Origin of the sequence: Sphingobacterium sp. 2149 (assembly GCF_031455655.1) — a bacterium.
Lineage (GTDB): Bacteria > Bacteroidota > Bacteroidia > Sphingobacteriales > Sphingobacteriaceae > Sphingobacterium.
This window is the reverse complement of record NZ_JAVDTD010000009.1, coordinates 1-25,649: the sequence shown is the minus strand read 5'-3', so window position 1 is coordinate 25,649 and position 25,649 is coordinate 1. Positions and strand designations below refer to the sequence as shown.

General features: G+C 38.6%; 27 protein-coding genes and 1 riboswitch. Of the genes, 13 read left to right on the top strand and 14 right to left on the bottom strand.

Annotation, left to right across the window (positions count from 1 at the left end; genetic code table 11):
- Positions 1–488 precede the first annotated feature (488 nt).
- Positions 489–962 (bottom strand): 23S rRNA (pseudouridine(1915)-N(3))-methyltransferase RlmH, encoded by a 474-nt coding sequence (rlmH, locus tag J2X77_RS13950; protein WP_209574583.1) that lies wholly within the window; start codon positions 960–962, stop codon positions 489–491.
- A 400-nt stretch (positions 963–1,362) separates the two neighbouring features.
- Entirely contained in the window at positions 1,363–2,973 is a 1,611-nt protein-coding gene (gene dnaB / locus J2X77_RS13945) for a replicative DNA helicase (RefSeq protein ID WP_370877891.1), read from the bottom strand.
- A gap of 383 nt (positions 2,974–3,356) precedes the next feature.
- Here dnaB and ubiE point away from each other — a divergent pair, with 383 nt between their 5' ends.
- The 6 genes from ubiE (at position 3,357) to J2X77_RS13915 (ending at position 7,654) form a co-directional block, all read left to right on the top strand.
- Positions 3,357–4,097 carry a bifunctional demethylmenaquinone methyltransferase/2-methoxy-6-polyprenyl-1,4-benzoquinol methylase UbiE gene (ubiE, locus tag J2X77_RS13940; protein WP_209574587.1) on the top strand — a complete coding sequence of 247 codons (741 nt, stop codon included), beginning with the start codon at positions 3,357–3,359 and terminating at the stop codon, positions 4,095–4,097.
- 65 nt (positions 4,098–4,162) lie between these two features.
- Entirely contained in the window at positions 4,163–4,924 is a 762-nt protein-coding gene (locus J2X77_RS13935; RefSeq protein WP_209574589.1) for an SDR family oxidoreductase, read from the top strand.
- 10 nt (positions 4,925–4,934) lie between these two features.
- On the top strand, positions 4,935–5,384 hold the full coding sequence (locus J2X77_RS13930) for a GatB/YqeY domain-containing protein (protein WP_209574591.1): 450 nt from the start codon (positions 4,935–4,937) through the stop codon (positions 5,382–5,384).
- Positions 5,385–5,471: 87 nt separating this feature from the next.
- Positions 5,472–5,924 (top strand): GNAT family N-acetyltransferase, encoded by a 453-nt coding sequence (locus J2X77_RS13925; RefSeq protein WP_209574593.1) that lies wholly within the window; start codon positions 5,472–5,474, stop codon positions 5,922–5,924.
- Positions 5,925–5,935: 11 nt separating this feature from the next.
- Complete coding sequence (locus J2X77_RS13920) at positions 5,936–6,310, top strand: DUF423 domain-containing protein (protein WP_209574595.1); 375 nt, start codon at positions 5,936–5,938, stop codon at positions 6,308–6,310.
- Positions 6,311–6,316: 6 nt separating this feature from the next.
- Positions 6,317–6,379: riboswitch (Fluoride riboswitch) on the top strand.
- Between the two features lie 36 nt (positions 6,380–6,415).
- Positions 6,416–7,654: a voltage-gated chloride channel family protein gene (locus tag J2X77_RS13915; RefSeq protein WP_209574597.1), complete on the top strand. Its 1,239-nt coding sequence runs from the start codon at positions 6,416–6,418 to the stop codon at positions 7,652–7,654.
- 218 nt (positions 7,655–7,872) lie between these two features.
- On the opposite strand, the gene mgtE is transcribed toward J2X77_RS13915, so the two are convergent.
- The 4 genes from mgtE to J2X77_RS13895 form a co-directional block, all read right to left on the bottom strand.
- Positions 7,873–9,189 carry a magnesium transporter gene (mgtE, locus tag J2X77_RS13910; protein WP_209574599.1) on the bottom strand — a complete coding sequence of 439 codons (1,317 nt, stop codon included), beginning with the start codon at positions 9,187–9,189 and terminating at the stop codon, positions 7,873–7,875.
- Between the two features lie 169 nt (positions 9,190–9,358).
- Complete coding sequence (gene pepE, locus J2X77_RS13905) at positions 9,359–10,069, bottom strand: dipeptidase PepE (RefSeq protein ID WP_209574601.1); 711 nt, start codon at positions 10,067–10,069, stop codon at positions 9,359–9,361.
- Positions 10,070–10,156: 87 nt separating this feature from the next.
- Positions 10,157–10,333 carry a ribbon-helix-helix domain-containing protein gene (locus tag J2X77_RS13900; RefSeq protein ID WP_153848792.1) on the bottom strand — a complete coding sequence of 59 codons (177 nt, stop codon included), beginning with the start codon at positions 10,331–10,333 and terminating at the stop codon, positions 10,157–10,159.
- Positions 10,334–10,343: 10 nt separating this feature from the next.
- Positions 10,344–11,207 (bottom strand): SPFH domain-containing protein, encoded by an 864-nt coding sequence (locus J2X77_RS13895; protein WP_209574604.1) that lies wholly within the window; start codon positions 11,205–11,207, stop codon positions 10,344–10,346.
- A gap of 96 nt (positions 11,208–11,303) precedes the next feature.
- On the opposite strand from J2X77_RS13895, the gene J2X77_RS13890 reads away from it, so the two are divergent.
- From J2X77_RS13890 to rimK, 4 genes are all read left to right on the top strand, one after another.
- Complete coding sequence (locus J2X77_RS13890) at positions 11,304–11,786, top strand: DNA-deoxyinosine glycosylase (protein WP_209574606.1); 483 nt, start codon at positions 11,304–11,306, stop codon at positions 11,784–11,786.
- 53 nt (positions 11,787–11,839) lie between these two features.
- Complete coding sequence (locus J2X77_RS13885; protein WP_209574608.1) at positions 11,840–13,018, top strand: AIR synthase related protein; 1,179 nt, start codon at positions 11,840–11,842, stop codon at positions 13,016–13,018.
- Between the two features lie 62 nt (positions 13,019–13,080).
- Positions 13,081–13,518, top strand: coding sequence for a RimK/LysX family protein (locus J2X77_RS13880; RefSeq protein WP_209574610.1), 438 nt, complete (start codon positions 13,081–13,083; stop codon positions 13,516–13,518).
- A gap of 57 nt (positions 13,519–13,575) precedes the next feature.
- Positions 13,576–14,511 carry a 30S ribosomal protein S6--L-glutamate ligase gene (gene rimK, locus J2X77_RS13875; RefSeq protein WP_293879431.1) on the top strand — a complete coding sequence of 312 codons (936 nt, stop codon included), beginning with the start codon at positions 13,576–13,578 and terminating at the stop codon, positions 14,509–14,511.
- A gap of 62 nt (positions 14,512–14,573) precedes the next feature.
- On the opposite strand, the gene J2X77_RS13870 is transcribed toward rimK, so the two are convergent.
- From J2X77_RS13870 to thrS, 5 genes are all read right to left on the bottom strand, one after another.
- The gene (locus J2X77_RS13870) at positions 14,574–15,023 is read right to left on the bottom strand and encodes a DUF3060 domain-containing protein (protein WP_209574612.1); all 450 of its coding nucleotides are present in this window, start codon (positions 15,021–15,023) and stop codon (positions 14,574–14,576) included.
- A gap of 212 nt (positions 15,024–15,235) precedes the next feature.
- Positions 15,236–15,580, bottom strand: coding sequence for a 50S ribosomal protein L20 (gene rplT / locus J2X77_RS13865; protein ID WP_046674462.1), 345 nt, complete (start codon positions 15,578–15,580; stop codon positions 15,236–15,238).
- Positions 15,581–15,679: 99 nt separating this feature from the next.
- Positions 15,680–15,880 carry a 50S ribosomal protein L35 gene (gene rpmI, locus J2X77_RS13860; protein WP_002993964.1) on the bottom strand — a complete coding sequence of 67 codons (201 nt, stop codon included), beginning with the start codon at positions 15,878–15,880 and terminating at the stop codon, positions 15,680–15,682.
- Between the two features lie 39 nt (positions 15,881–15,919).
- Positions 15,920–16,480 (bottom strand): translation initiation factor IF-3, encoded by a 561-nt coding sequence (gene infC / locus J2X77_RS13855; RefSeq protein ID WP_075993338.1) that lies wholly within the window; start codon positions 16,478–16,480, stop codon positions 15,920–15,922.
- 11 nt (positions 16,481–16,491) lie between these two features.
- Entirely contained in the window at positions 16,492–18,417 is a 1,926-nt protein-coding gene (gene thrS, locus J2X77_RS13850; RefSeq protein WP_310081200.1) for a threonine--tRNA ligase, read from the bottom strand.
- 638 nt (positions 18,418–19,055) lie between these two features.
- Here thrS and J2X77_RS13845 point away from each other — a divergent pair.
- Entirely contained in the window at positions 19,056–19,679 is a 624-nt protein-coding gene (locus J2X77_RS13845) for a 7-carboxy-7-deazaguanine synthase QueE (RefSeq protein ID WP_209574616.1), read from the top strand.
- 101 nt (positions 19,680–19,780) lie between these two features.
- Here the strand turns inward: J2X77_RS13845 and J2X77_RS13840 are convergent, their stop codons facing one another.
- The 3 genes from J2X77_RS13840 to J2X77_RS13830 form a co-directional block, all read right to left on the bottom strand.
- Positions 19,781–21,028 carry a hypothetical protein gene (locus tag J2X77_RS13840; protein ID WP_209574619.1) on the bottom strand — a complete coding sequence of 416 codons (1,248 nt, stop codon included), beginning with the start codon at positions 21,026–21,028 and terminating at the stop codon, positions 19,781–19,783.
- Positions 21,029–21,161: 133 nt separating this feature from the next.
- Positions 21,162–22,238 (bottom strand): Gfo/Idh/MocA family oxidoreductase, encoded by a 1,077-nt coding sequence (locus J2X77_RS13835; protein WP_310081197.1) that lies wholly within the window; start codon positions 22,236–22,238, stop codon positions 21,162–21,164.
- 14 nt (positions 22,239–22,252) lie between these two features.
- On the bottom strand, positions 22,253–22,843 hold the full coding sequence (locus tag J2X77_RS13830) for a phosphatase PAP2 family protein (RefSeq protein WP_209574621.1): 591 nt from the start codon (positions 22,841–22,843) through the stop codon (positions 22,253–22,255).
- A gap of 473 nt (positions 22,844–23,316) precedes the next feature.
- On the opposite strand from J2X77_RS13830, the gene hisG reads away from it, so the two are divergent.
- Positions 23,317–24,168 (top strand): ATP phosphoribosyltransferase, encoded by an 852-nt coding sequence (gene hisG / locus J2X77_RS13825; RefSeq protein ID WP_209574623.1) that lies wholly within the window; start codon positions 23,317–23,319, stop codon positions 24,166–24,168.
- A 21-nt stretch (positions 24,169–24,189) separates the two neighbouring features.
- Positions 24,190–25,476: a histidinol dehydrogenase gene (gene hisD / locus J2X77_RS13820; RefSeq protein WP_209574625.1), complete on the top strand. Its 1,287-nt coding sequence runs from the start codon at positions 24,190–24,192 to the stop codon at positions 25,474–25,476.
- The last annotated feature ends 173 nt before the right edge of the window (positions 25,477–25,649 follow it).

The window sequence follows — 25,649 nt, the reverse complement described above, 5'->3', positions numbered from 1 at the left end:
GCAAATAATGGAATTTGGCTCGATTATTGATGTTATACATAATGTATCAATAAATTATTATATGGTTAAAAAAGAAAAAATGAAAAAATTATTAGAGATCAATCCCTTATCGTTCTACATGACTAATTGGGGATTCGTAAACAACACTACGCCAAAAAGAACGCGCAAAACCTGCCAACCTTCTCCAAAAATTTAAGCGTTCTAGCTTAAATACTTCAATTAAATTTTATTAAAATCATCTGCTGATATCCTCCATACGGATATTAAGTAAGAGATTTATTTCTTTTACTAACATCCGTATGGCGAGGTATCAACCTATGCGAAAAAAAATGCCAATATGATTACTATAATGATACAAGCAATCATAATGTATTTATTCAATTGGCTATTTTTCTCTCCTTCGTCACTTTTATAGTGATAATCTCGTTTATTTGGCAAATTCATAAGCTTGTTTTTATTCATGATGAAGTTAACAACTTTTTTCCATATTATTCGTGATGATAAGGCTCGCCCTTCATGATGGAAAAAGCTCGATATAGCTGCTCTGTAAAAAACAATCTTATCATTTGGTGGGAAAATGTCATTTTGGATAGCGAGATTTTTGACTTCGCTCGATCATAAATTTTTTGATCGAAACCATAAGGCCCTCCAATGACAAACACCAGATGTTGGACACTTTGTATCATCATCTTCTCCAGATAAGCAGAAAACTCTAAGGACCTAAATTCTTTTCCATGTTCATCCAACAGAACAACAAAATCCTGGGGCTGCAGTTGCTTTAAAATCAAAAGGGCTTCCCTGTCTTTCTGCTGTTCAGCAGAAAGACTCTTAACATTTTTGATATCGGGAAGAACAACAATACTAAAGTTGACATAAAACTTTAATCGCTTAGTGTATTTTTCAATTCCCTCAAGCAGGTATTTTTCATCCGTCTTACCTATGCAAAGTAATGTTATCTTCATCTAGACATTTTATAAGTGTTGCAATAAAATAGCGCTTGTCTTGTTTCCGACACTTTTAAATCGGATCACAACATTTAGCCAAGCCCTAAAATCTTAATAAATTGGGTATGTGTACAAATTAAGTAAAGTTCTAATTTATTTAAAATAAAGCCAATCAAAAAGGCAAGAATTGTTCACTCCGATTGTTCCTATATTCATTCACTTTTCATCTATTCTGCATTTAACAAGTGTATCAAATAAACCACAGCATATACAGACAATCGACAGATACTCATACCCTACCTAGATAACAAGCCCCCCCCACATAGGCAGTATAAGGCACATGACCGTTTTAAACGAAAAAACCGAATTTAAATCATTCGGTTTTTTATTATTAGGAATACATATGTAAAATTAATCACTAAAATGGTGCATCATCGGGCATATCATTCATTCGAGATGGCATGGTAATACCGCCACTGAAACCTCCGGCACTAAAATCATCAGCAAAGTTTGGTGATGGGTTCAATGCCGAAGCAGAAAATGTAGCAGGTGCATCACCGAATCCATCTCCCCCACCCATACCAGAAAACTCATCTTCTAAATCCACAAACTTTACAAATTTACCGACAAAACGAAGTGGAACAATTCCGGTCTCACCATTACGATGCTTGGCGATAATAACTTCGCCGACACCAGCAGTAGGACGCCCTTCTTCATCTTCTGTTAAGCCGTAATATTCTGGTCTATATAAGAAAAGTACCATATCCGCATCCTGCTCAATAGATCCAGACTCCCTTAAATCGGATAACATAGGACGTTTGCTATTACCTGGCCTTGATTCCACCGCACGACTCAATTGCGACAATGCAAGCACAGGAATATTTAATTCTTTTGCAACAGACTTCAACGCACGAGAAATACTACCAATCTCTTGTTCACGGTTACCACCACCTTTACCTTCAGCTTTTCCGTGCATCAACTGCAAGTAATCGACGATCACCATTTGAATGTCGTATTGTGCTTTTAGACGCCTACATTTTGCTCTAAATTCAAACACATTCAGTGCAGGAGTATCATCAATAATAATAGGCGCATCAGTCAACCGTCCGATTCGCGAATGTAATTGTTGCCATTCATGATCAGCTAGATTTCCTTTTTTCAATTTTTCTTGCTCAATTTCGGTTTCACCGGCGATAAGACGATTGACTAGCTGAACCGATGACATCTCCAACGAGAATACAGCAACTGCTTTGCCGTGTTCCACAGCGGCGTTACGTGCAACGGAAAGCACGAATGCCGTCTTTCCCATGGCTGGACGTGCCGCAATAATTACAAGATCAGAAGGTTGCCACCCTGAAGTCATTCGATCCAATGCTGTTAGGCCTGAAGGTACACCAGTCAGACCATCAGTACGATCTCGAAGCATTTCAAGATTTGAAATCGCTTCACGCATAATATCATCCATCTTTCTCGAATCTCGTCGCAGGTTATTCTGCGCGATATCAAATAAGCTTTTCTCAGCATGATCTAGAAGATCGAAAATATCTGAGGTCTCATCATATGAACTATTAATAATTTCGGTCGAAACTTTAATAAGTTCGCGTTGAATATATTTTTGAGAAATGATACGTGCGTGATATTCAATATTAGCAGCCGATACGACTCGATCCGTCAACTGTGTAATGTAATAAGCACCGCCGACCATCTCAAGGGCGCCCATCCGTCTAAGTTCAGAAGTAACGGTTAAAATATCAATTGGGGAAGTTTTTTGAAAAAGACCAAAAATCGCTTCAAAGATCTTTTGATGTGATTCCTTATAGAACGATTCCGGTTTCAGAATATCGATAATCTCACTCAGCGCATTCTTTTCAAGCATTAAAGCACCCAAAACAGCCTCCTCTAAATCTACTGCCTGCGGCGGAAGTTTGCCCAAACCGCTCACCAAATTATTTAATTTGGTACGGCGTTCACCATAACTTCCCCGTTTGTTATTATCCGTATTATTCGCTTCAAAATTACTGTCGTTCATCATGATATTATATCAGAAATATAGCTTTGCTATCCTTACAAATTCTAGATAGGATAACAAATGTATAAAAAATAAAATTCACCGCCATGCATAGTTACACACAGCAAAATTTAAAGAACGGCATCTAAACCTCAAAAAGCTTTGAAGAACACAGTTTTATACCGACAGTTTTCAACATGTGTTGTTGAAAAAATGTTGAAAACAAAAAAATAACACTAAAAACCAGTACATTAATAAATGTTAATAACTTAAGTTATTGTGAATAAGCAAAATGATACTGAATAAATCAATAGCTGCCACTATCATCGAAACAAACTCACTTTTGCATAAAACAAATCCCTTTTTAAGCACTAAAAAATATTCATATATCGTATCTTTGTAAAATGACGCACGACTCCTCAACATTAAAACCCTATAAAGACACCAAGGATGGAAAGAAAAAACAGGTAGCAGATATGTTTGATAACATTTCCCATTCCTATGATTTCTTAAACCATTTCCTGTCTTTGGGAATCGACATTATCTGGCGCAAAAAAGCCATCAACGCTTTGAAATCCATAAAACCGCAACTGATGTTGGATGTAGCGACAGGAACCGGTGATTTTGCATTGGAATCAATTAAAATCCTGAATCCAAAAAAGATTATCGGAGTTGATATATCCCAAGGAATGCTTGAGGTCGCTAAGAAGAAGATAACCAGTAAGGGCTTGGGCAATCAATTTGAAGTTGCACTAGGTGATTCTGAGAGGCTTCAGTTTGAAGATAACACGTTCGACGCTGTCACAGTAGCTTTCGGAGTCCGAAACTTTGAAAATTTAGAAAAGGGGCTGTCAGACATTTACCGCGTATTAAAACCAGGTGGAAAGGCTGTGATTTTAGAATTTTCAAATCCTAAAAAATTCCCCATTAAACAACTCTACAATTTTTATTTCAAGTTTATCACGCCGACCATTGGAAAATTTTTTTCAAAAGATTCCAGCGCGTATGAATACCTACCAGAATCTGTTGCTCAATTTCCGGATGGACAAAAATTTGTTGCTATCAACAAAAAGGCAGGTTTCAATGAAACTATTGTTAGAACGCAAACATTTGGTATCTGTACGATTTACATTGCTACAAAATAGCGCAATGCTGCTACTATTGTTTGAGGCTGATCTAATTATATTTTATTATCAAAGAGTGAGAATATATGACTAAAACAGTTTTTATCACAGGAGCAAGTTCTGGAATCGGTCAGGCCTGCGCTGAGCTACTAGCGAAAGAGGGCTACAATCTTTTACTCTGCGCCCGTAGGCTAAATCGTTTAGAAAAATTAAAAGATACTCTTCTTGCTGCCTACCCGACAATTCAAATCCACATTTTTGAACTTGATGTTCGAGATGCAGAGCAGGTTGCGCATCAAATTGATGGTCTACCTTCAGCGTGGAAAAATATAAATATTCTAATCAACAATGCGGGTTTGAGCCAAGGATTGGATCCGATTCAAAATGGAGATATCGGAGATTGGGATAGAATGATTGATACGAATATAAAAGGCTTACTTTATGTGAGTAAATCTGTAATACCACTTATGGATGCTGGAAACGGTGCTCATATTGTCAATTTGGGATCTATTGCAGGAAAAGAAGTTTATCCGAATGGAAATGTATACTGCGCCACTAAACATGCTGTTGATGCGTTGACCAAAGCCATGCGCATTGACTTGCTGCCTCAAGGAATTAAAGTAACATCCATCGACCCTGGAATGGTCGAGACGGAGTTTTCAGAAGTTCGTTTCCACGGAGATCGCGAAAAAGCTAAAAATGTGTATAATGGTGTGCAACCTCTAACAGGAAAAGACATTGCCGAAACCATCCTCTTTGTCATTACTAGACCTGCGCATGTCAATATCAACGATCTATTAATAATGCCTACTGCACAAGCTACGGGCACCATTGTCAATCGAAAATAAATTAAATATCATGTCATTAGAAATACAAATAAATCAAGACATTAAAGCCGCAATGATCGCAAAAGACACCGCAAAATTACGTGGTTTACGAGCAATTAAAGCAGCAATTCTACTTGCAAAAACCGAAAAAGGTCACAGTGAAGATCTTACCCAGGAGGCGGAAGTTAAAGTTTTACAAAAACTCGTAAAGCAACGTCGCGAATCTGCTGAAATTTATAAAAGTCAAAACCGCGAAGATCTTTATGAAATTGAAGTTGAGGAAGAAAAAGTTATTGAAGCCTATCTACCAAAACAATTAAGCAAGGAAGAAGTTGAAGCCATCGTCAAAGCAATTATCACCGAAACAGGTGCTTCATCCATTAAAGATATGGGTAAAGTAATGGCAGCGACAAATCAAAAGCTTGCTGGACAAGCGGACGGTAAAACTATTTCTGAAGTTGTTAAGCGTCTTCTAGCATAATCTTTCAAACCTATAGAGTCAAATAAAATTGGGTACATCTGCCCTGATATCTCAATTGCATAATTTGACTCTTTTTTTATTTCAATTATGGATTTTCAGTGGAATCTCAAGAAATTTGACCAACTCAATACGAAAGAATTGTATCGCATCTTAAAGCTTCGAATGGATGTTTTTGTTTTGGAGCAAAAATGCTTATACCCTGAATTGGACGATAAAGATTTCGCTTGTCTTCATCTTTGGACGGAGCAAAATGATCAAATTATGGCATACACCAGGTTGGTCCCCCCCGGGCTTTCCTACCCACAAGCGTCCATTGGACGGGTCATTGTCGCAGAGCAGGCTCGTGGAACAGGACTAAGTCAACAATTAATGAATCATTCGATTACCGTTCTCTACGAAGAGTTTGGTGCAGGCGAGATACAGATAGGTGCGCAATTTCATTTAAAGTCTTTTTATGAAAAGCTAGGATTTAAACAAATTTCCGACCCCTACCCCGATTTTGGAATTCTACATATTGATATGATCAAACCCTCAATTTAGTGAATTTAGGCATGCAAAATTTTGTTATTATCACAGCCGCCCTACTTGGTGGTATCGCTATTATCCTCGGTGCTTTTGGAGCCCATGCATTCAAAAAAATCTTATCAGCTGAGAAGATCGAGTCGTTTGAAGTAGGCGTTCGCTATCAAATGTATACTGCGCTAACCCTATTGGCTTTGGGATTTAATCTTTCCTTTGAATATCAATCTGAAAGAGTTGCATTTTATCTCTTCACTTTAGGAACTATCTTATTTTCCGGAAGTATCTATTTTTTATCGTTCGCCGAGTATTGGAGGAAGAATCTTAAGTTTCTTGGTCCGATTACGCCACTTGGTGGATTGCTTATGATCGCTGGTTGGGTTGCTATTATCATTCGCTTTTTGTAAATTTGAATTACATATGGCAATGATGTCTGCCCTGAACCGCCTTACGAAGCTGATGACGTCTACTATTTTAATATAAAAAGACAATTTTATATAAAGTGTAGACTGATGGCTATAATACATTTAAATCAAAGCAATCTTCATTTTTTTCTTAAATGGCTTATCTCCTGTAGTGTGATAGGTTTTATCGTAGGATCTATTTGTGCGTTTTTTCTCTTTTCCCTCAATTGGGTAACGCATTACCGAGAAGCTCATCCTTTGATAATTTATGGCCTTCCTTTAGCGGGACTAGTTATCGCGTTATCCTATACGTATTGGGGTAATACTTCAAGCAAAGGGAATAACCTGCTCATTGAAGAATACCTTCATCCTCAGCGCCGCATCCCCCTTACTATGGTACCTTTAGCTTTATTCGGCACTTTGTTGACTCACTTGTTTGGCGGCTCGGCAGGCCGTGAAGGAACAGCTGTACAGATTGGAGGAGCGATTTCCGATCAGCTCAATCGCTGGTTTGACTTCGATAAAACTGAACGCCGTATATTGATATCTATCGGAATCACCGCTGGCTTTGCGGCTGTATTTGGCACTCCCCTTGCCGGAACGATATTTGGACTGGAAGTTTTACTTATTGGCAAAAAAAGGCAATTCGGTATTCTTCCCTGTTTATTCACCGCTTATTTAGCGAATTTCAGCTGTCAATTGTGGAATATCCCACACACTCATTATCCAATTCATGGGGCTATTCCCGCACTATCCTTGACCAATATTGGATTTAGCCTCATCGCAGGCATCCTATTTGGTATTACTGCATGGCTTTTTAGATGGTGCGGTGACTTCTTTAGTCTGCAATTCAAACGGATTAAATCCACGCTGCTTAGACCGGTATTTGGTGGTATTATTTTGGTAATCATTATTACTTTATTTCACATCAACAGCTATATTGGGCTTGGTATTCCAACAATTCAGAATGCATTTGTAAATCAGTCGAACTATTATGATTTTATCATCAAATTGCTTTTAACAACTTTCACCCTTTCTGCTGGCTTTAAAGGTGGAGAAGTCACGCCACTTTTCTTTATCGGAGCAACCTTAGGAAGCGCATTAAGCATGATTATTCCGCTTCCAGTCGCCCTCTTGGCTGCGATGGGATTCGTTGCTGTATTTTCAGGTGCTACAAATACGCCCCTTGCCTGTATTGTAATGGGCTATGAACTATTTGGGATTCAACCTATTTTATTTATAGCAATAGCATGTATAGTCGCTTTTATATTTTCAGGAAAAAAAGGAATTTATATTGCGCAAAAAGGCGGTTTAAAGGAAAGAATCTACCGAAGACTCAATTTATAAACAGGATCTGTGCTTTCGAGCGCTATACGTTTAATAACGATAGTAATAGCAACGGCCTTAACTACAAACGCATCGTTCAACAAACGCCCTTTATAAAGCAGGCATAAATGAATGGTTTAACGGAGGAAGTTCACTAACAAAAAAAGAAATTATTCGGTTAAAAGAGCCTAAAATGAGCGGTATGATTTAGGCTCTTCATGGTAGACTTTAGCATCGAACTATAATAACTTTCCCTGCAAAAAGAAAGCAGCGACAGTAAAATATATGATCAATCCCGAAACGTCCACCAAAGTAGCAACAAATGGTGCCGACGCTGTAGCAGGGTCCAATCCGAACCGACGTAAAATAAATGGAATAAACGAACCTGAAAGCGTTCCCCATAGAACGATAAACAATAGGGAAACTGCTACCGTAAAACCAATGGCAATCCAATAGGGACCATAATCATACAGACCTAGAAAATGCCAGGCCAATATCCGTAGAAAGCCGATCGTCCCCAATATCCCCCCTAGAATCAAACCTGACGAGACTTCACGCTTCATCACGTACCACCAATCCTTAAGCTTTAATTCTCCTAGCGCCATTGCACGGATAATTAACGATGCGGCCTGCGATCCGGAATTACCACCACTGGATATAATTAAGGGAACAAATAACGCTAGCACAACGGCCTTTTCCAATTCCCCTTCAAAAAATCCCATTGCTGAGGCTGTAAGCATCTCACTAAAAAATAAGATGATCAACCAGCCGGCTCTTTTTTGAATCAATTGTAATAAAGGGGTTTTGGTATACGCCAGATCTAGTTCTTCCATTCCTCCAAATCGCTGTATATCTTCTGTGTCTCGATCTTCAATTCGGTCTAGCACATCATCGAATGTGACAATTCCGACTAATACGCCAGCTTCTGTGATGATAGGCAAAGCGCTTCGGTCATATTTCTGAAAAATCTCGAAAGCTTCCTCCATTGGTGTTGAAGCTTTAATCGCTGCAAAATTATAGTCAATTAAATCAGAAATCTTTGTCGAAGAATCTGATAGCAGTAATTGACCAATTTTCAAATCATCGATCAACACGTTTTTCTCATCAACAACATAAATAAAATTGAGTGTTTCAGCCTTTTTTCCAAACACTTTAATATGTCGAAAGACGTCGTCAACTGTATAATAAGGGCGAACTTGCACATACATTGGCGTCATTAGACGGGCGATACTATCCTCCTTATAACCAATCAGCTCCAAGGCCATTTGCTTTTCGCGCTCATTTAAAAGATTGATCAGGTATTTAATTAAATCATCCGGCAGTTCCGACAATAGATCATTACGGGTATCTGGTTTTAAATTATTCAGCAATTCGGAGAGTTCATGTTCCGTCATTGATTTGATCAATGTGTATTGAACATCCAATTCAAGAAAACAAAAGATTTCCAACCTATCCTCCAAAGGATAACTTATAAATTGCTGATGTTGTTCGCCTTTGCTTAAACGCGAGATTTCTTCCGCGATATCGGCTGGGTGTAATGCTGAATTTTGTTCCATTGGAAGATAATTAATGGATTTAGGGCAAAAGTAGCTTATTTTGTATTATTTCCAACAAATAGAAACACTATTTTTTCTAATGATAGTTGGGGCTAATAAAGCCTTAAATCCCCTAATACTGCGTGGACGGATGTATTTGGTTTAATAGCGCTATAGATTTTACAATAGCTTAAAAATTAATTAATCCAGGCGCCAGCTCCACTGGCTCTAGGCCAGGCCTAAAAAGCAACGCAGCCAAATTACCTTGCAGCTGTATTTTTCCATCATTTACATGCAACCAGCTACCTTCACGTAAACCAATGACGGGCTGCGTATTCAGCTGATGAAATTCCTTAATTCGCGTTTCTCTCGTTTCCCCTCGATGCGTGGACTTTGGATATGGATCCAAATAATGTGGATTGATATTAAATGGTAAAAAACCAAGCGCATCAAAGCTGGGCGGATAAACAATAGGCATGTCATTTGTAGTTCCAATAGTCAGCCCTGTTAAATTGGAACCCGCTGATGTGCCAACATATGGAATTCCCTTTGCTACTTGTAAACGCAATTGCTGGACTAAATCCAGTTCATAAAGGGTTTTTAAAAGTAAAAATGTATTCCCGCCGCCAATAAAAATAGCCTTCGCATCTTGAATTGCTTTCTTCATATTCGGGAACTGGTGCAATCCCGTGACGGTTACCCCCCTATCTGTTAAGGCTTCTTGAACTTTAGCCGTATAGGCATCAAATGAGATGCCCGAAGGTCTCGCAAAAGGGATAAACAATAATTCGTCTGACTGAATAAATTCGACAAAGTCGTGCTTAATATATTCTAAAAACTCACTACCATAAATTGTACTTGTGCTTACGACCAATAACTTATATGCTGGATTAATCTTCATCTTCTTTCGTTAAAACATTAAATAAAAAGTACCTTTAGCTTTGTCAAATGCGAAGCCAAAGGTACAGTTTTCGTTGCTTATTGTATCCTATTTCTTATCAGCAGTCTTTTTCTCTGCACCCAATCTTTTATTTTCTTGTAGCGCTTTATGTAAAAGATATTCTATCTGCCCATTCACACTTCTAAACTCATCCGCCGCCCATTTTTCTAATGCTTTGTACATTTGATCGTCTAAGCGCAGCATAAAGTTTTTCTTATCCGCCATTCTATTTCGTTTATTGGTACAACGTACCTGTATTCACAATTGGTGTCGCTGCTTTCTCTCCACAGAGTACCACCATTAAATTGCTGACCATCGCTGCTTTTTTCTCATTATCTAGCACTACGATATCCTTTTCTGACAACTTATTTAGGGCCATCTCGACCATCCCAACGGCTCCATCCACAATTTTTGCCCTTGCTGCCACAATAGCTGCTGCTTGTTGCCTTTGAAGCATTGCGCCGGCTATTTCAGAAGCATAAGCCAAATGACTTATTCTTGCCTCCTTAATAATAACCCCAGCTGGTGCCAAACGATCCGACAATTCTTGTTCAAGAATATGGTTTACGGTATCTCCACCCTCTCGTAATGTAATTTCAGCACCTTCATCCTCAAGATTATCATAGGGGAAACTGCCAGCCAAATGTCTTACGGCTGCTTCACTCTGTGTACGCACATATGAGGTGTAATTACTTACATCATAGGCGGCTTTATAGGTATCTCCTACTTGCCAAACAATCACGGCCCCAATCTCGATAGGATTTCCCATCTTGTCATTTACTTTCAATGTCTGGCCCTGCAAATTATCTGAACGAAGACTTATCCGTATAGTCGAATACAGGGGATTGACAAAGAAAAGACCGTTCTCTTTTACTGTACCAACATATTTTCCGAAGAAATTTAATACACGGGAATGATTTGGATTAATGATCATTAATCCTTTCAGAATAAAAAAAGTAGCGATCATCAACAATACTCCCAATACGACATACAGTGAGCTTTCTTCTACGTTAGCAAATGAAAATATTGCTGCGACAAAAGAGAAAACAGCAATCAATAAAGCTAAATAGCCTGACATAGGTTTAATAAGTTTTTCCATAATTTTTTAATATATATTTGATATCATTTTAATATCATAAATATACTATTATATTTTCATATGTCAAATGAAATTTTAAAATTACTATTTTTGGTTATGCTCAAAAGATCCTTTCAGCCTATAGTAAGTTCGACTACCCAGATCCTCATCCTTGGCTCGTTACCCGGAGATAAATCGCTTGTGGAAAATGAATATTATGCGCATCCCCAAAATCGATTTTGGAAAGTCATCAAATATCTGTTCAATGCACCGGAGCCAATAAGTTATACCGAGCGGATAGGTATCTTACTCAGAAACAATATTGGTTTTTGGGATGTTTGTGCTGAAGCCTCTCGTCCTGGAAGCATGGATTTAGCCATACAAAATGAACGCCCCAATGCGATTGCAGAGCTGTTAGAGACCCACACTTCAATCAAACATATTATCTTTAATGGACAAAAAGCATACAGTTTGTATCTGAAGCATTTCGAGAAAAAGGCAGGCATTATTTATAGCTGTTTACCAAGCACAAGTCCAGCTAATGCAAAAAGCAATCTCGAAGATTTGATTGAACACTGGCGTATAATAATAAGTGATTAAATTACACGAATTAGATTCATTAATTCAGTCCTATTCCTTATTTTTGCCGTAAGATGTCAGATTTAAAATACAATCAACGCGGCGTATCCGCAGGGAAAGAGGATGTGCACAATGCGATAAAAAACATAGATAAGGGACTGTTTCCCAAAGCATTTTGCAAAATAATTCCAGATATTTTGGGTGGAGATCCAGAATGGTGTAATATTATGCATGCTGATGGGGCTGGCACTAAATCTTCATTAGCATATGTATACTGGAAGGAAACAGGTGATATTTCTGTTTGGAAAGGTATTGCACAAGATGCTATCATCATGAATATTGATGACCTCCTCTGTATCGGGGCTGTTGACAATATTCTTCTCTCCTCCACCATTGGCAGAAATAAAAACCTCATTCCCGGAGAAGTGATTGCGGAAATTATCAATGGTACAGAAGAAATCCTTTCTGAGCTTCGCGAATTGGGAATCGGCATCTATTCTACTGGTGGTGAAACGGCTGATGTTGGTGACCTGGTTCGCACCATCATTGTGGATAGTACTGTAACCTGTCGGATGAAACGTGAAGATGTTATTTCAAATCATCGTATCAAAGGCGGCAACGTCATTGTTGGATTAGCGTCCAATGGAAAAGCGACTTATGAACAGACCTACAATGGCGGAATGGGTTCTAATGGACTAACGTCTGCGCGTCATGATGTATTTAACAAAAAAGTAGCTGAAAAATATCCTGAGGCGTATGATCCAGCTGTTCCTTATCCGTTGGTCTTTGCAGGAAGCCAAGCTCTTACCAATGAGATCGAAGTGGAAACAGGAGAAAAAATAACCGCGGGTAAGTTGGTTCTTTCTGCTACGCGTACTTATGCGCCTGTAATTAAGCAAATACTAGACAAGTACCGCTCGCAAATTGATGGTATGGTACATTGTTCGGGTGGAGCACAAACGAAGGTATTACACTTTGTCGATAATGTTCACGTCATAAAAAACAATCTTTTCCCTATCCCACCCCTTTTTGAATTGATACAGAAAGAATCCGATACGGAATGGAAAGAAATGTACAAAGTATTCAATATGGGACACCGTATGGAATTATATGTCCCAGAATCGATTGCATCGGATATCATCGCCATTTCAGAGTCATTCGGAATTCCGGCTCAGATCATAGGCCGGGTAGAAGAATCTACAGGTAAAAGAGTAACTATAACCTCTCCTTACGGAGAATTTATCTACGAATAAAAGATTTTATCCCTGTCCCCTGCTTATACATGGGACAGGGCTATTTTTTCAATTTGGTATAAATGAAAGAAAAACTTCTTGTGGGTTGGAAAGAGACCCTTGATTTACCTGAATTGGGAATATATGGTATAGAAGCAAAAGTCGATACCGGCGCTGCTTCATCGGTACTACACTGCAACTCGTACAAGGTAGTTAAGGAAGATGGTCAGGACTGGATTATCTGCGAACTTATCATAAATTTTGAGACAAAAGAAACAAAAACGCTCAAGTTAAAACTCTATAGAACAAAACTGGTAAAAAGTTCATTCGGTCAAGAAGAAAAGCGCTTCTATATCCGCACAACAGCTGCATTATACAATCAGGTATTTAACATTAAGATCTCGTTTAGAAATCGATCTCAGATGACTTATCCCATGCTTTTGGGTAAAAATTTCTTATACAAAAGATTTTTGGTTGATGTTTCCAAAGAAAATCTATCCAGGAAGACCCTGGTAAAATAAAACAAATAGCCAAGCTATTTTGTTATCTTAGCATAAAATATACTCAATATACAAATCGTGAAAATTGCCGTATTATCGACAGTAAAGAGTTTATACTCAACTCGTCGTCTCGTAGAAGCCGCACAACAAAGAGGGCACGAATGTGTCGTCATTGATCACAGCAAGTGTTATGTCGGTATTCAGCAAGGTAAACCCAGTATCCATTACAAAGGACAGGATCTTAGTGATATTGACGCGATCATTCCTCGCATAGGAGCTTCAGTAACATTCTATGGATCTGCAATTGTCAGACAATTTGAGGTCATGGATGTTATTTCTGCCAATCCCAGTCAAGCCATTACCCGATCCCGGGACAAATTAAGATGTCTACAAATTTTATCTGGCGCAGGTATCGGACTCCCGATTACAGGTTTTGCACGCACAGCCTCCGATGTAGATGATCTCATCAGTATGGTTGGCGGAGCACCTTTAGTCATAAAACTATTGGAGGGAACCCAAGGTATCGGTGTTGTACTTGCTGAAACTAAGAAAGCTGCGTCTTCTGTTATTGAAGCGTTCTACGGTCTTGGCAACAATATTCTTATTCAAGAGTTCATAAAAGAATCTAAGGGCTCTGATATTCGCGCATTCGTGGTGGACGGAAAAGTAGTTGGCGCAATGAAACGCACAGCTAAGGAAGGTGAGTTTAGGTCTAATATACACCGTGGTGGAACAGCTCAGATTATCCGGTTAAGTAAAGCCGAAAGAGAAACAGCAGTTGCTGCAGCGGCACAATTGGGACTTACAGTTTGTGGGGTGGATATGATCCCTTCAGATCGCGGTCCTTTAGTACTCGAGGTTAATTCATCTCCTGGTTTGGAAGGTATTGAGAAAGCAACCAAAAAGGATATCGCCTCCGAAATAATACAATACATTGAAAGACAATACGAGTTAAAGCAAGCTCACATGCCTAAAGTTGTCAAGAAAAAGAAAAAAAGAGAAAGTAAATTGTAATGATAAAAAATAGTGGAACGTTGGGCTAATACTTGTTGTATTAGCCCATTTTCCTTTATATACTATTTCACTTTCATTACCATATTGTCTGCACCTTCTGTAGACACTTTCACCTGTCCAGATTTATTTTTTGTAGACCTGTAATGAACATGGTTTTTGATCCCCTCAATTTGAACAGTCTCTACTGAGCCAATATTAACCATATTGTCTGCGCCTTCTATCGTAATTGCGGCAATATCATTCCCCGTTACCATATTCCCTTTCCCTTCAATAATCAATTTGCTCACATTGCCACGGATGGCCACTTTATTGTCAGCTCCACTTATTTGCACGACCTCTCCTGCTTTGGCCTCTATCGTACGGTTATTGTTCACGCCTTCAATCAAGATGACTTTTGCTTGCTGATTAACAACAACGTTGTTTACAGCTTTGGAAGCTGGATCCATAGCTGCAATCATCACGCTCCCGACCACTAGAAGCGAAAATCCAAATATAATTGTTCTCAAGTTCATCATTTGCTTTTTTATAGATTAGCAAAAATCAAACCTAATTAAAAATAATACAGGGAGAGGAGCGATAATATATTATTGTAATTCTTTTAAAAGTAGCATTAGGCAATTGGAAATAAAATCAAGTATAGCATTGAGTTAGGTCATTAAAACAAAAAAAGGAGCCTTTTAGGCTCCTTTAATATCTCTAACAAATTGATAGCGGATTAAAAACTCTATTTTACTGCGTCTACAACTGCTTTGAAAGCTTCTGGGTTATTTAAAGCTAAGTCAGCTAAAACCTTACGGTTCAAACCAATATTTTTAGCATTTAATTTACCGATCAATTGGGAATAAGAAATTCCGTGTTGACGAGCTCCAGCGTTGATACGTTGAATCCATAAAGCTCTAAACTCGCGTTTTTTGGTTTTACGATCGCGGTAAGCGTATTGTAAACCTTTTTCTACTGTATTTTTAGCAATAGTATAAACTTTGCTACGTGATCCAAAGTACCCTTTTGCAAGGCCTAGGATTTTTTTGCGTCTTCTTCTAGAAGCTACTGCGTTAACCGAACGTGGCATATTTTTAAAATTAGTTTGGTAGAAGGTGCCATGTATTTCAATGAACTTACGACCCTATACCCGGTTAAAAAATTATTATTAAATAAAATCGAATAAAACTTATTTACCGATAGCAAGCATACGTTTTACGTTGCCCATATCGCCATCAGATACATAACTTGTTTGTGTTAAGTTACGTTTACGTTTTGTGCTCTTTTTTGTCAAGATGTGGCTTTTGAAAGCATTTTTTCTTGCAATTTTACCTGTTCCAGTCAATTTGAAACGTTTCTTTGCGCTGGAATTGGTTTTAACTTTTGGCATAATACTTATAAATTTTATATCAATCTGTTAGAATTCTTTTTATTTTTTTGGAGCCTTTGGAGCTACTGTTAAAAACATGCGCTTACCTTCTAATTTCGGTAAAAGCTCCACTTTTCCATAATCTTCCAAAGCCTGAGCGAAGCGTAACAATAAAATCTCACCTTGATCTTTGTGTACAATAGCACGGCCCTTAAAATGTACATACGCCCGCACTTTCTCTCCACTTTCTAGAAACTTAATTGCATGTTTTAATTTGAACTCAAAATCATGCTCACCAGAGTTAGGTCCGAAACGAATTTCTTTAATAACAGTCTGTTTTGCATTAGCTTTGATTTCCTTTTGTTTCTTCTTCTGTTCGTAAACAAACTTACTGTAGTCGATAATCTTACAAACCGGCGGTACAGCATTTGGCGAAATCTCCACTAAATCAAGTTCCAACTCATCAGCCAACTCTAACGCTTTGCGCGTAGGGAAAACTCCTTGTTCCACATTATCTCCCACCAAGCGTACCTCAGGTACCTTGATTAACTCATTAATGCGGTGATCTGGTTCTTTCTTTCTCATTGGTGGTCTTGGACCACCTGGTCTTTTTAATGCCAAATGTTTAAAAATTAAACGGTTATTTCCTTAATTAATATATCTCTAAATGCCTCAGCAGTCATAGTTCCTAATTCCACTGAGCCATGTTTACGTACAGAAACTGTGCCATTTTCTACCTCTTTCTCCCCAACAATCAACATATAAGGAAGCTTTTTCACTTCGGCGTCTCTGATTTTTCTGCCCACTTTCTCGTCACGTAAGTCTATCAGTCCGCGAATATCGGAATTATTTAGCGAATTTAAAACATTTTGCGCATATTCTTCGTATTTTTCTGACACTGGTAAGACGATAAATTGCTCAGGCGCAAGCCATAACGGAAACTGCCCGGCGCAATGTTCAATCAATACAGCCACAAAACGTTCTAAAGATCCAAACGGTGCACGGTGGATCATTACTGGACGATGTTTCATATTGTCACTCCCAGTATACTCTAATTCAAAACGTTCAGGTAAATTATAATCTACTTGTATCGTTCCCAATTGCCACTTACGTCCTAAAGCATCCTTCACCATAAAGTCTAGTTTAGGCCCATAGAAAGCAGCTTCACCATATTCCACTACGGTTGGTAACCCTTTCTCTTCTGCGGCTTCAATAATTGCAGACTCAGCCAAAGCCCAGTTTTCGTCGGTACCAATATACTTTGTGCGATTCTCAGGATCACGTAACGATACCTGTGCAGTATAATCATTGAATCCAAGCGCGCCAAATACATAAAGAACTAAATCAATTACTTTTTTAAATTCATCTTTAACCTGATCTGGACGGCAAAACAAATGCGCATCATCCTGAGTAAACCCACGGACCCTTGTTAAACCATGAAGCTCACCAGATTGCTCATAACGATATACCGTACCAAATTCAGCGAAACGGACAGGTAAATCCTTATAAGAACGTGGTTTTACTTTATAAATCTCACAGTGATGCGGACAATTCATGGGTTTCAATAAAAACTCTTCACCTTCGATAGGAGTTTTTATTGGTTGAAATGAGTCTGCACCATATTTCTCATAGTGTCCAGAAGTCACGTAGAGTTGTTTATGCCCAATATGAGGAGTAACAACAGGTTCATACCCTGAGTTCAACTGTGCCTTCTGTAAAAAATCTATAAGCTTTTGACGTAATGCAGCACCTTTAGGCAACCAAAGAGGCAGCCCCGCGCCAACTTTTTCAGAAAAAGCAAAAAGTTCCAACTCTTTCCCCAGTTTACGGTGATCGCGTTTTTTCGCCTCTTCTATAAATTTCAAATATTCTGTAAGCTCCGATGCCTTCGGGAACGTAACACCATAAATACGTGTCAACTGTTTGCGAGACTCATCACCTCTCCAATAAGCACCGGCAACATTAGTCAATTTAATCGCTTTGATAAACCCAGTATTTGGAATATGAGGGCCACGACATAAATCTGTAAATCCCCCTTGAGTATAGAAAGTAATCTTTCCATCTTCCAAATCTTTGATTAAATCTAGCTTATACTCATCTCCTTTTTCAGTAAAGTAAGCAAATGCATCCGATTTCGAAACAGCTTTACGTTCAAATGTTTCTTTTCGTTTGGCCAGCTCCAGCATCTTGTCTTCGATCGCTTTAAAGTCATCAGACGAGAATTCACGATCACCAAAATCAACATCGTAGTAAAATCCGGTTTCAATCGCGGGACCAATACCAAATTTAATCCCAGGATATAATGCCTCCAAAGCCTCAGCCAATAAGTGGGCTGAAGAATGCCAAAAAGTGGATTTACCTTTGGTATCATTCCAGGTCAATAACTTGACAGTAGCGTCATTTTCAATAGCACGGGCAGAATCCCACACTTCACCATTTACTTCGGCAGCAAGGACGTTTCTTGCAAGCCCCTCCGAGATTGATAACGCAATCTCTGCAGCAGTGATCCCTTGTTTATACGCTCTTACGGAACCATCAGGTAGTGTAATATCAATCATTTACAACTATGATCTTTAAATCGTTAAAAAATAGAAAACATAAAACAACATGTACAATTATGTTATTACACTTATGTTTCAATAAATAAATTGTGTCACAAATTTAGTAAAATTTTTGATAAATAATATGTCTTTGTGCTGAACGGGCCGCTGTACTCGTGCCAGCCCTCCTTTCACTCCCGCCCATCAATTAAATACATTTTACCTATTTGGCCTAATTATAATTGTTCTCTTGCTCATTTCTATTTTACACTCGAGTGGGGCACCGGTATTATGGCCAAGGAAAGCCACTCACTCCTTGGAGTAAGTTGTAATAATTACTTCGCACCAATTTAAACATTGACAGGGTAATAACAAGGGGTTAACAGGGGGATAACAGGGGTATACCCTTGTATCCCCCTTTTATCCCCCTGTAAAAGGAGTGTTTTCTCGTTGTTAGTATACTAAGTGGTATCCATTTGACTCGCTGTTGAGATTACCACTACACCTCCGAAAGCAGTTTATTGTAAAGTAATGTGATAAATAAATCCAATAGTTAATTGGAATGACTAAAAAATGATAGCAAGCCCGATAAAAGCCAGTTGACAAATTGAGCATCTCATTAATATTTGCTACTTTTGCAGACTGAAATTTTAATTATGTCAAATCAAGTACCAGAAGACGGAACACTATTGCCCTTAATGGAAGAATTTTACACTATTCAGGGTGAGGGCTACCACACCGGGACTGCTGCTTATTTCATACGATTGGGGGGCTGCGATGTGGGTTGCCACTGGTGCGATGTAAAGGAAAGCTGGGATGCTTCGATACATCCGCTTACAACAGCAGATTCGATCATCGAAAACGCAAACAAATATCCTGCGAAAACAGTTGTCATTACAGGTGGAGAACCTCTTATCTATAATTTGGATTACCTAACGAAAGGGCTCCATCAGGCGGGCATTAAGACCTTTATTGAAACCTCGGGTGCGTATCCTCTGAGTGGTGAATGGGACTGGATATGTTTATCGCCTAAGAAATTCAAAGCGCCTCGCAAAGATGTATTAGAAGCTGCTGGTGAACTTAAAGTGATCGTTTTCAATAAAAGCGATTTCGCATGGGGAGAAGAATACGGACAACTCGTTGGACCAAACTGCAGATTATATCTTCAACCTGAATGGTCAAAATCAAAAGAAATGACCCCTTTTATTATTGAATATGTAAAAGAAAATCCGAAATGGGATATTTCGCTACAAACACATAAGTTTTTAAACATTCCCTAATAATTGGATATCTTCTCAATTAGCGGTTACAAAAAAAGGCTTTCATCCTATTGAAAGCCTTTTTTTGTAACCGCTAAAACATAGATTGTATGGATTTAAAATTACTTAACATAAGAATTTAAGAAAGTATTTAAGTCCATCTTCTTCGTTTCTTCGCCCTCTTTCTCGCGAATCAAAACATTCCCGACGTGATCAGCATCTAGAAATAGTAGATTCGCTTTTAATATAATCTTTCCCTGTTCATCCAGCAATCCAATTTTACCATTTTCAGAGAACATCAGATAATTGTCCAAAAATTTACTGATGTTTTCTTTCTTATCGAGCAGAATTTTCCCTTCTTCTGTGACCAATCCAAAATTACCGTCTTTTTGGAATATGGCAATTTTTTGATTTGCTGGCGTCAGCCAGTCAAATCCTTCTTTATTTACCTTTCCCCCCTTCTTATCCAATAACCAAAAATAATTATCTTTATCTGAAACAATGGCAGTTTGATCGTTAAAGTATGCTAAAGAGAAAAGAGAGCAAGGCAATACTTCTTCTCCTGCCGTGTTTTTTATACCATAATATTCATCATTGGTATTTTTATCCTTAACCATCGTCCATTTAAGTGATCTATCCAATGGAAAAGTGTCTTCAAATAAACCGACATCTTCTGCCTGGCTATCATTATCTCCCCCGGAGATATCAATAACCTTCGCGTTTTTAGGCAATTGAAAGTCTGCAACAAAAGATGTATTGGCCACTTTTGTTGTTTCGAAACCAAGCTCATTGCTTTCACCTAAAGACAATTTAAGCACACCACCAGGCAAATCATTTATAAATGGAAAGGCAGTCAAATAATAAGTCGGTACTGCTTCCGAATACCAAACGGTTGCGATAGCCGAATCCGCATTGTTTTTAAAAAACAACTTTGCTTTTTTACAGGTAATGCCCGCTATTGATTCTATTTCGCCCATATCTTGCAGCTGCACATAAGGGCCTTCGGATTCTTCCGGCTTTACACCAACAATCTTATACGATGGATGATATGCTTCAGCAGTGACGACATCATCTCCTGCTGAATACGAATACGTTTTTGCTAACTTTCGATTTAAAACAGCATGTGCCTTTTGATTCACTATAGTGGAAGAATAATCGGCATCAGCCAAAACCTCTACATTCAGATAAGCCATTTTTCCTTTCAGAAATGGCTCATAAAACTCCTTTGCAAATTCTGGAACGTCATTTTCAAACTTTTCAGGCGACACTTCACCTTTAAAAACCAACTCCATCTGCCATTGCTTATCTTGCGCATAAGTTGTCGAAATTGATAATCCAAATAATAGTGCAACTTTGAGTAAATTATTCATAAGAATGTTAAATATGTAGCTAAATAACAAAAGACAGACCAAAAAGTCTATTTTTTTAAGCTATTTTTTTATTTAAGCGCTTTCTTGCTGTATATTCTAGTACAATATTCACAAGATATTTAATAAAAAAGCACTACAACTTTATCATCAATCTAGTTTTCACAGCTTCATCGCATGCCAAAGCGATTCGCAGACTGTTGATAGCATCTTCCATTGAATCAGTAAGATCCAAATTCTCTAAAATTGCCCGCAGAAAGAATAGCTGCTCCCGATTACATAATTCTTGATGATCAGGCTCATCCGATAAGTTAATCCATTCATCGGCCTTCTTAAATTCATTGGCTGAATCTAAATCACTATAATGTATTCTTAGGCTTTCCGTTTGTGTGTGGGAGGCGACCGAATCCGATTTCCCCTCATCGCTGGCTTTGTTAGCGACAATGGAAACTGCACCATTTGGTCCAAAAACATCTTTTACAAAAAAAGCGTTCTGACTCACCATTGGCCCCCATCCGGCTTCGTACCATCCTACAGAACCGTCCTCAAAATGCAACTGAAGTTGCCCATAGTTATAGTTCCAAGCTGGAATCTCATCGGTTAATCGTGCACCTATTGCAGATACATACAATGGTTTTGCGCCCACCATTTGACACATGACATCAATATAGTGGACCCCGCAATCAACAATGGGACTTAAACTAGACATTAAATTTTTATGCACATCCCACATATATCCATGACTCTGTTGATTGAGGTTCATACGCATAACAAGTGGCTTTCCCATCGTTTTAGAAATCTCGATGAACTTGATCCAGGATGGATGGTATCTCAAGATATAACCAACAACCAATTTTCTATCGTATTTTATTGCCGCATCCACTACCTGCTGTGCTGAAATTACGTTTTCAGCTATAGGCTTCTCGATAAAGACGTGAGCCCCAGCCTGAAAGGCTTTTATAGCATAATCTCTATGCGTATCTGGATAGGTGGCTATACACACGGCATCCGGTTTCGTTTCCTGAAGTGCCTGCTCATAAGACGAGAATAATTTATAGTTTCCTCCCAATTCTTCATTCAGCTTACCTTTGCTCTCTCCACGAGCTACTAGACCTACAATTTGAAAGCCATCTAAATCGTGATAAGCCCTTGCATGAGATGCGCCCATATTTCCACATCCAACAACTAATATTTTAACAACCTGTTGCATCATTTTTTCTTTTTATATTATCTCTTTAATCCATCTAAAGCGAATGCTGCTCCTGTTCCCAGTGCAGCACCAGCCAATACATCGGTGGGAAAATGTACGCCCAAATACATCCGTGAATAACCAACACTACTTGCCCATAAAAGGGATGGGGCGACGACGTACCACTTCGAATAGGCACGTGACAAAGCAGTTGCGGTAGCAAAAGCGGAAGACGTATGCCCAGAGGGAAAGGAATATCCACTGGCCGTACGAACCGATATGAAATTAGGATATTTTTTAAAAGGCCTACTGCGCTTAAACAAATGTTTCAAACCCACATTCACCAAAGCAGTTACAGCCGTACTGCTAGCAACATACAAAGCATTCTGACGCATTATTTTATCATCATTGACTGCACCAGCAACCAGTAAACCGACGGGAACTGCAATCTGAACATAATTATTGATATCAGAAAGCACTTTAAATGTTTGTGTTTGAGGCACAGTCCTGGTTTCAGCAATCGACTCCAATATCCGGATATCTAATGTAGAAGCAGGTATTTCCTGCGCTACAGCGCCGATATAGGAACAATTCAACCAGCAAACAAAAATAAAAACTAATCTTTTCATCCAGTAAATAATCTCTCTATTTATAATTTCTTCACCCCTTAAAAATAAGGAAATTTATGTGAGTTGTCACCTTATTAAAGACGTTTAAATTTGAATCAAACTCATTACTGGTCTGTAAAGTATACGAAACAGTATGCTCCAAGCTATCAAATCAGTATTGTCATACGCCCAGATTTGGCATGTAGTCTACACTCGCCATATTTTCCACTTATTTTTGTATCCAAATTAGAATCCGCTTAATAATAAGCCTGTTTAGATGACAATTTTAAAATGATGGCCTTGGATTTCCAATTAATTTACTATACATTTGCTTACAGTTATTAATACAAACATGGTTTATACTTACGTACATCATTTTCATTTCCATCATCGCCGTTGTGGCGATATGTTAATTTAATGTGTTCTTACGTAGAATACCTTCCCTCTTGTTTGATTTCTTATTATTAATAATTTACTGCTAACATTATAAAGCGTTGAAAAATCTTAAAATTGCTATCCAAAAATCGGGTAGGTTAAACGAAAAATCTGTTCAATTACTGAAAAACTGTGGTTTAGACTTCGAGAACTACAAGAGCTCTTTAATTACCACTGTGGGAAATTTTCCATTGGAAATATTGTTTTTGAGAGACGATGATATTCCGGGTTATGTAGAACAAGGCATAGCCGATCTTGGTATCGTCGGTGAAAACATCATTGATGAGACTGAATCCCAAGTAGAATACATCAAGAGGCTCGGTTTTGGAAAATGCACATTGAAATTAGCTATCCCCAAAGATAGTAGCATTCAGGACATTAAAGACCTTAATGGTAAAGCAATCGCGACCTCTTATCCAAATATCCTCAAGAACTTTCTAAACGAGTACAATATTAATGCAGACATCCGTTTGATCTCTGGCTCCGTTGAGATTTCTCCCGGCTTGGGCCTTAGTGATGCAATCTGTGATATCGTATCTACGGGTGGAACGTTAAAAAGCAATGGTTTGAAACCTTTTGCTGATGTGAAGAATTCAGAAGCCATTTTGGTGGGAAGAAAAGGATTAGAGGGTAATGAAGTTTTGACTGAATTAGTACAACGCATCGAATCTGTTCTTTTAGCAAAAGAAACCAAATATGTGGTATTGAATGTCGAAAAGAAGAATTTGCCAGCTATTACTTCTTTACTCCACGGCGTTAAGAGCCCTACGGTTGTTCCACTTGCAGAAGAAGGCTGGGTAGCCGTACATACCGTTATCACCGAAGATGACTTTTGGGATAAGATCAACAAATTAAAAGCTGAAGGTGCCCAAGGTATCGTTGTGATGCCCGTTGAAAAAATCATTCTTTAAACTTGATGCACTTATACAACCATGTTAAAAAAATATGATTACAAGACGTTAGGAAAATCCGAAATTCAACAACTGGTTGCCAGGAACACGGATCCGAACAATGCGATACAAGAGGTTGTCCAGGAAATTATTCAACAGGTATGCCAGCAAGGAGATGTCGTGTTACGCGAATATGCTGCTAAATTTGACAATGTTGAACTCGAGCGACTGTATTTGGACGAGGACGATATCGATGCGTTAGCATCTACCATAGACCGTGATCAGCAAAGAGCACTGGAAATTGCTTTTCAAAATATTCATAAGTTCCATAGTACGCAATTAAAAAGAGAACGCACTGTTGAAACCATGCCCGGCGTAAAATGCTGGCGGGAGGTGCGCCCTATTGAAAAAGTCGGTCTCTATATCCCTGGAGGATCAGCGGTCTTACCTAGCACACTTTTAATGCTTGGTATTCCCGCAAGAATAGCTGGGTGCAAAGAAATTGTCGTTTGTTCTCCCCCCCAATCCAACGGAAAAATTAATGGGTTTGTCGCTTTTTGTTTAAAATTACTGAAGATAAATAGAATATACTTGGTTGGAGGTGCTCAGGCTGTTGCTGCTATGGGATTTGGAACACAGACAATACCCAAAGTCGATAAGATTTTTGGCCCTGGAAATCAATTTGTCACAAAGGCAAAATCCATTATACAGGGTCTGGCAAATGTTAGCATAGATATGCCTGCCGGCCCATCCGAAGTATTGGTCGTCGCTGATGACTCGGCTAATCCGGCTTTTATTGCCGCCGATCTTTTGGCACAAGCCGAACACGGCGTCGACAGCCAAGCTGTCTTGGTTGCAACTTCTACGGCTATAGTTGATGCGGTCAACACAGAACTGGCAGCCCAATTGGCGGTCTTACCGCGCAAGGAACTTGCTGCAAAAGCTATTGACAATTCTTATGCGGTAACTGTTGATAACCTTCATGAAGCGCTACAATTTTCAAATGATTACGCTCCGGAACACCTTATTTTGGAAACGGACCAATGGGAGTCTATAACACGCTATATCAGTAACGCTGGTTCAGTATTTTTAGGACACTTAACCCCGGAAAGCGCGGGTGATTATGCTTCGGGTACTAATCATACGCTGCCTACATCGGGATATGCACGCTCCTACTCGGGCGTATCGGTGGATTCTTTTGTAAAAAAAGTTACTTTCCAACATATTAGCGAAACTGGGCTCCAACACCTTGGGACTGTAGTTGAAATACTCGCTGAACTTGAAGGTTTGCAGGCGCATAAAAATGCGATTTCCATTCGAAAAAAATGATAAAACATAGACCGTTTAAATCACAAAAAGAGGCTGTCTCAAAATGACAGTCTCTTTTTTTTGCATTATCTAAGGCTTATAATTTGTTTTAATTGTTTGATTTTCATATATTTATAGTGTAAACAAAAAGGATATATGTCATCTCAAAGACCTACTTTTAAGCCTTACTATCA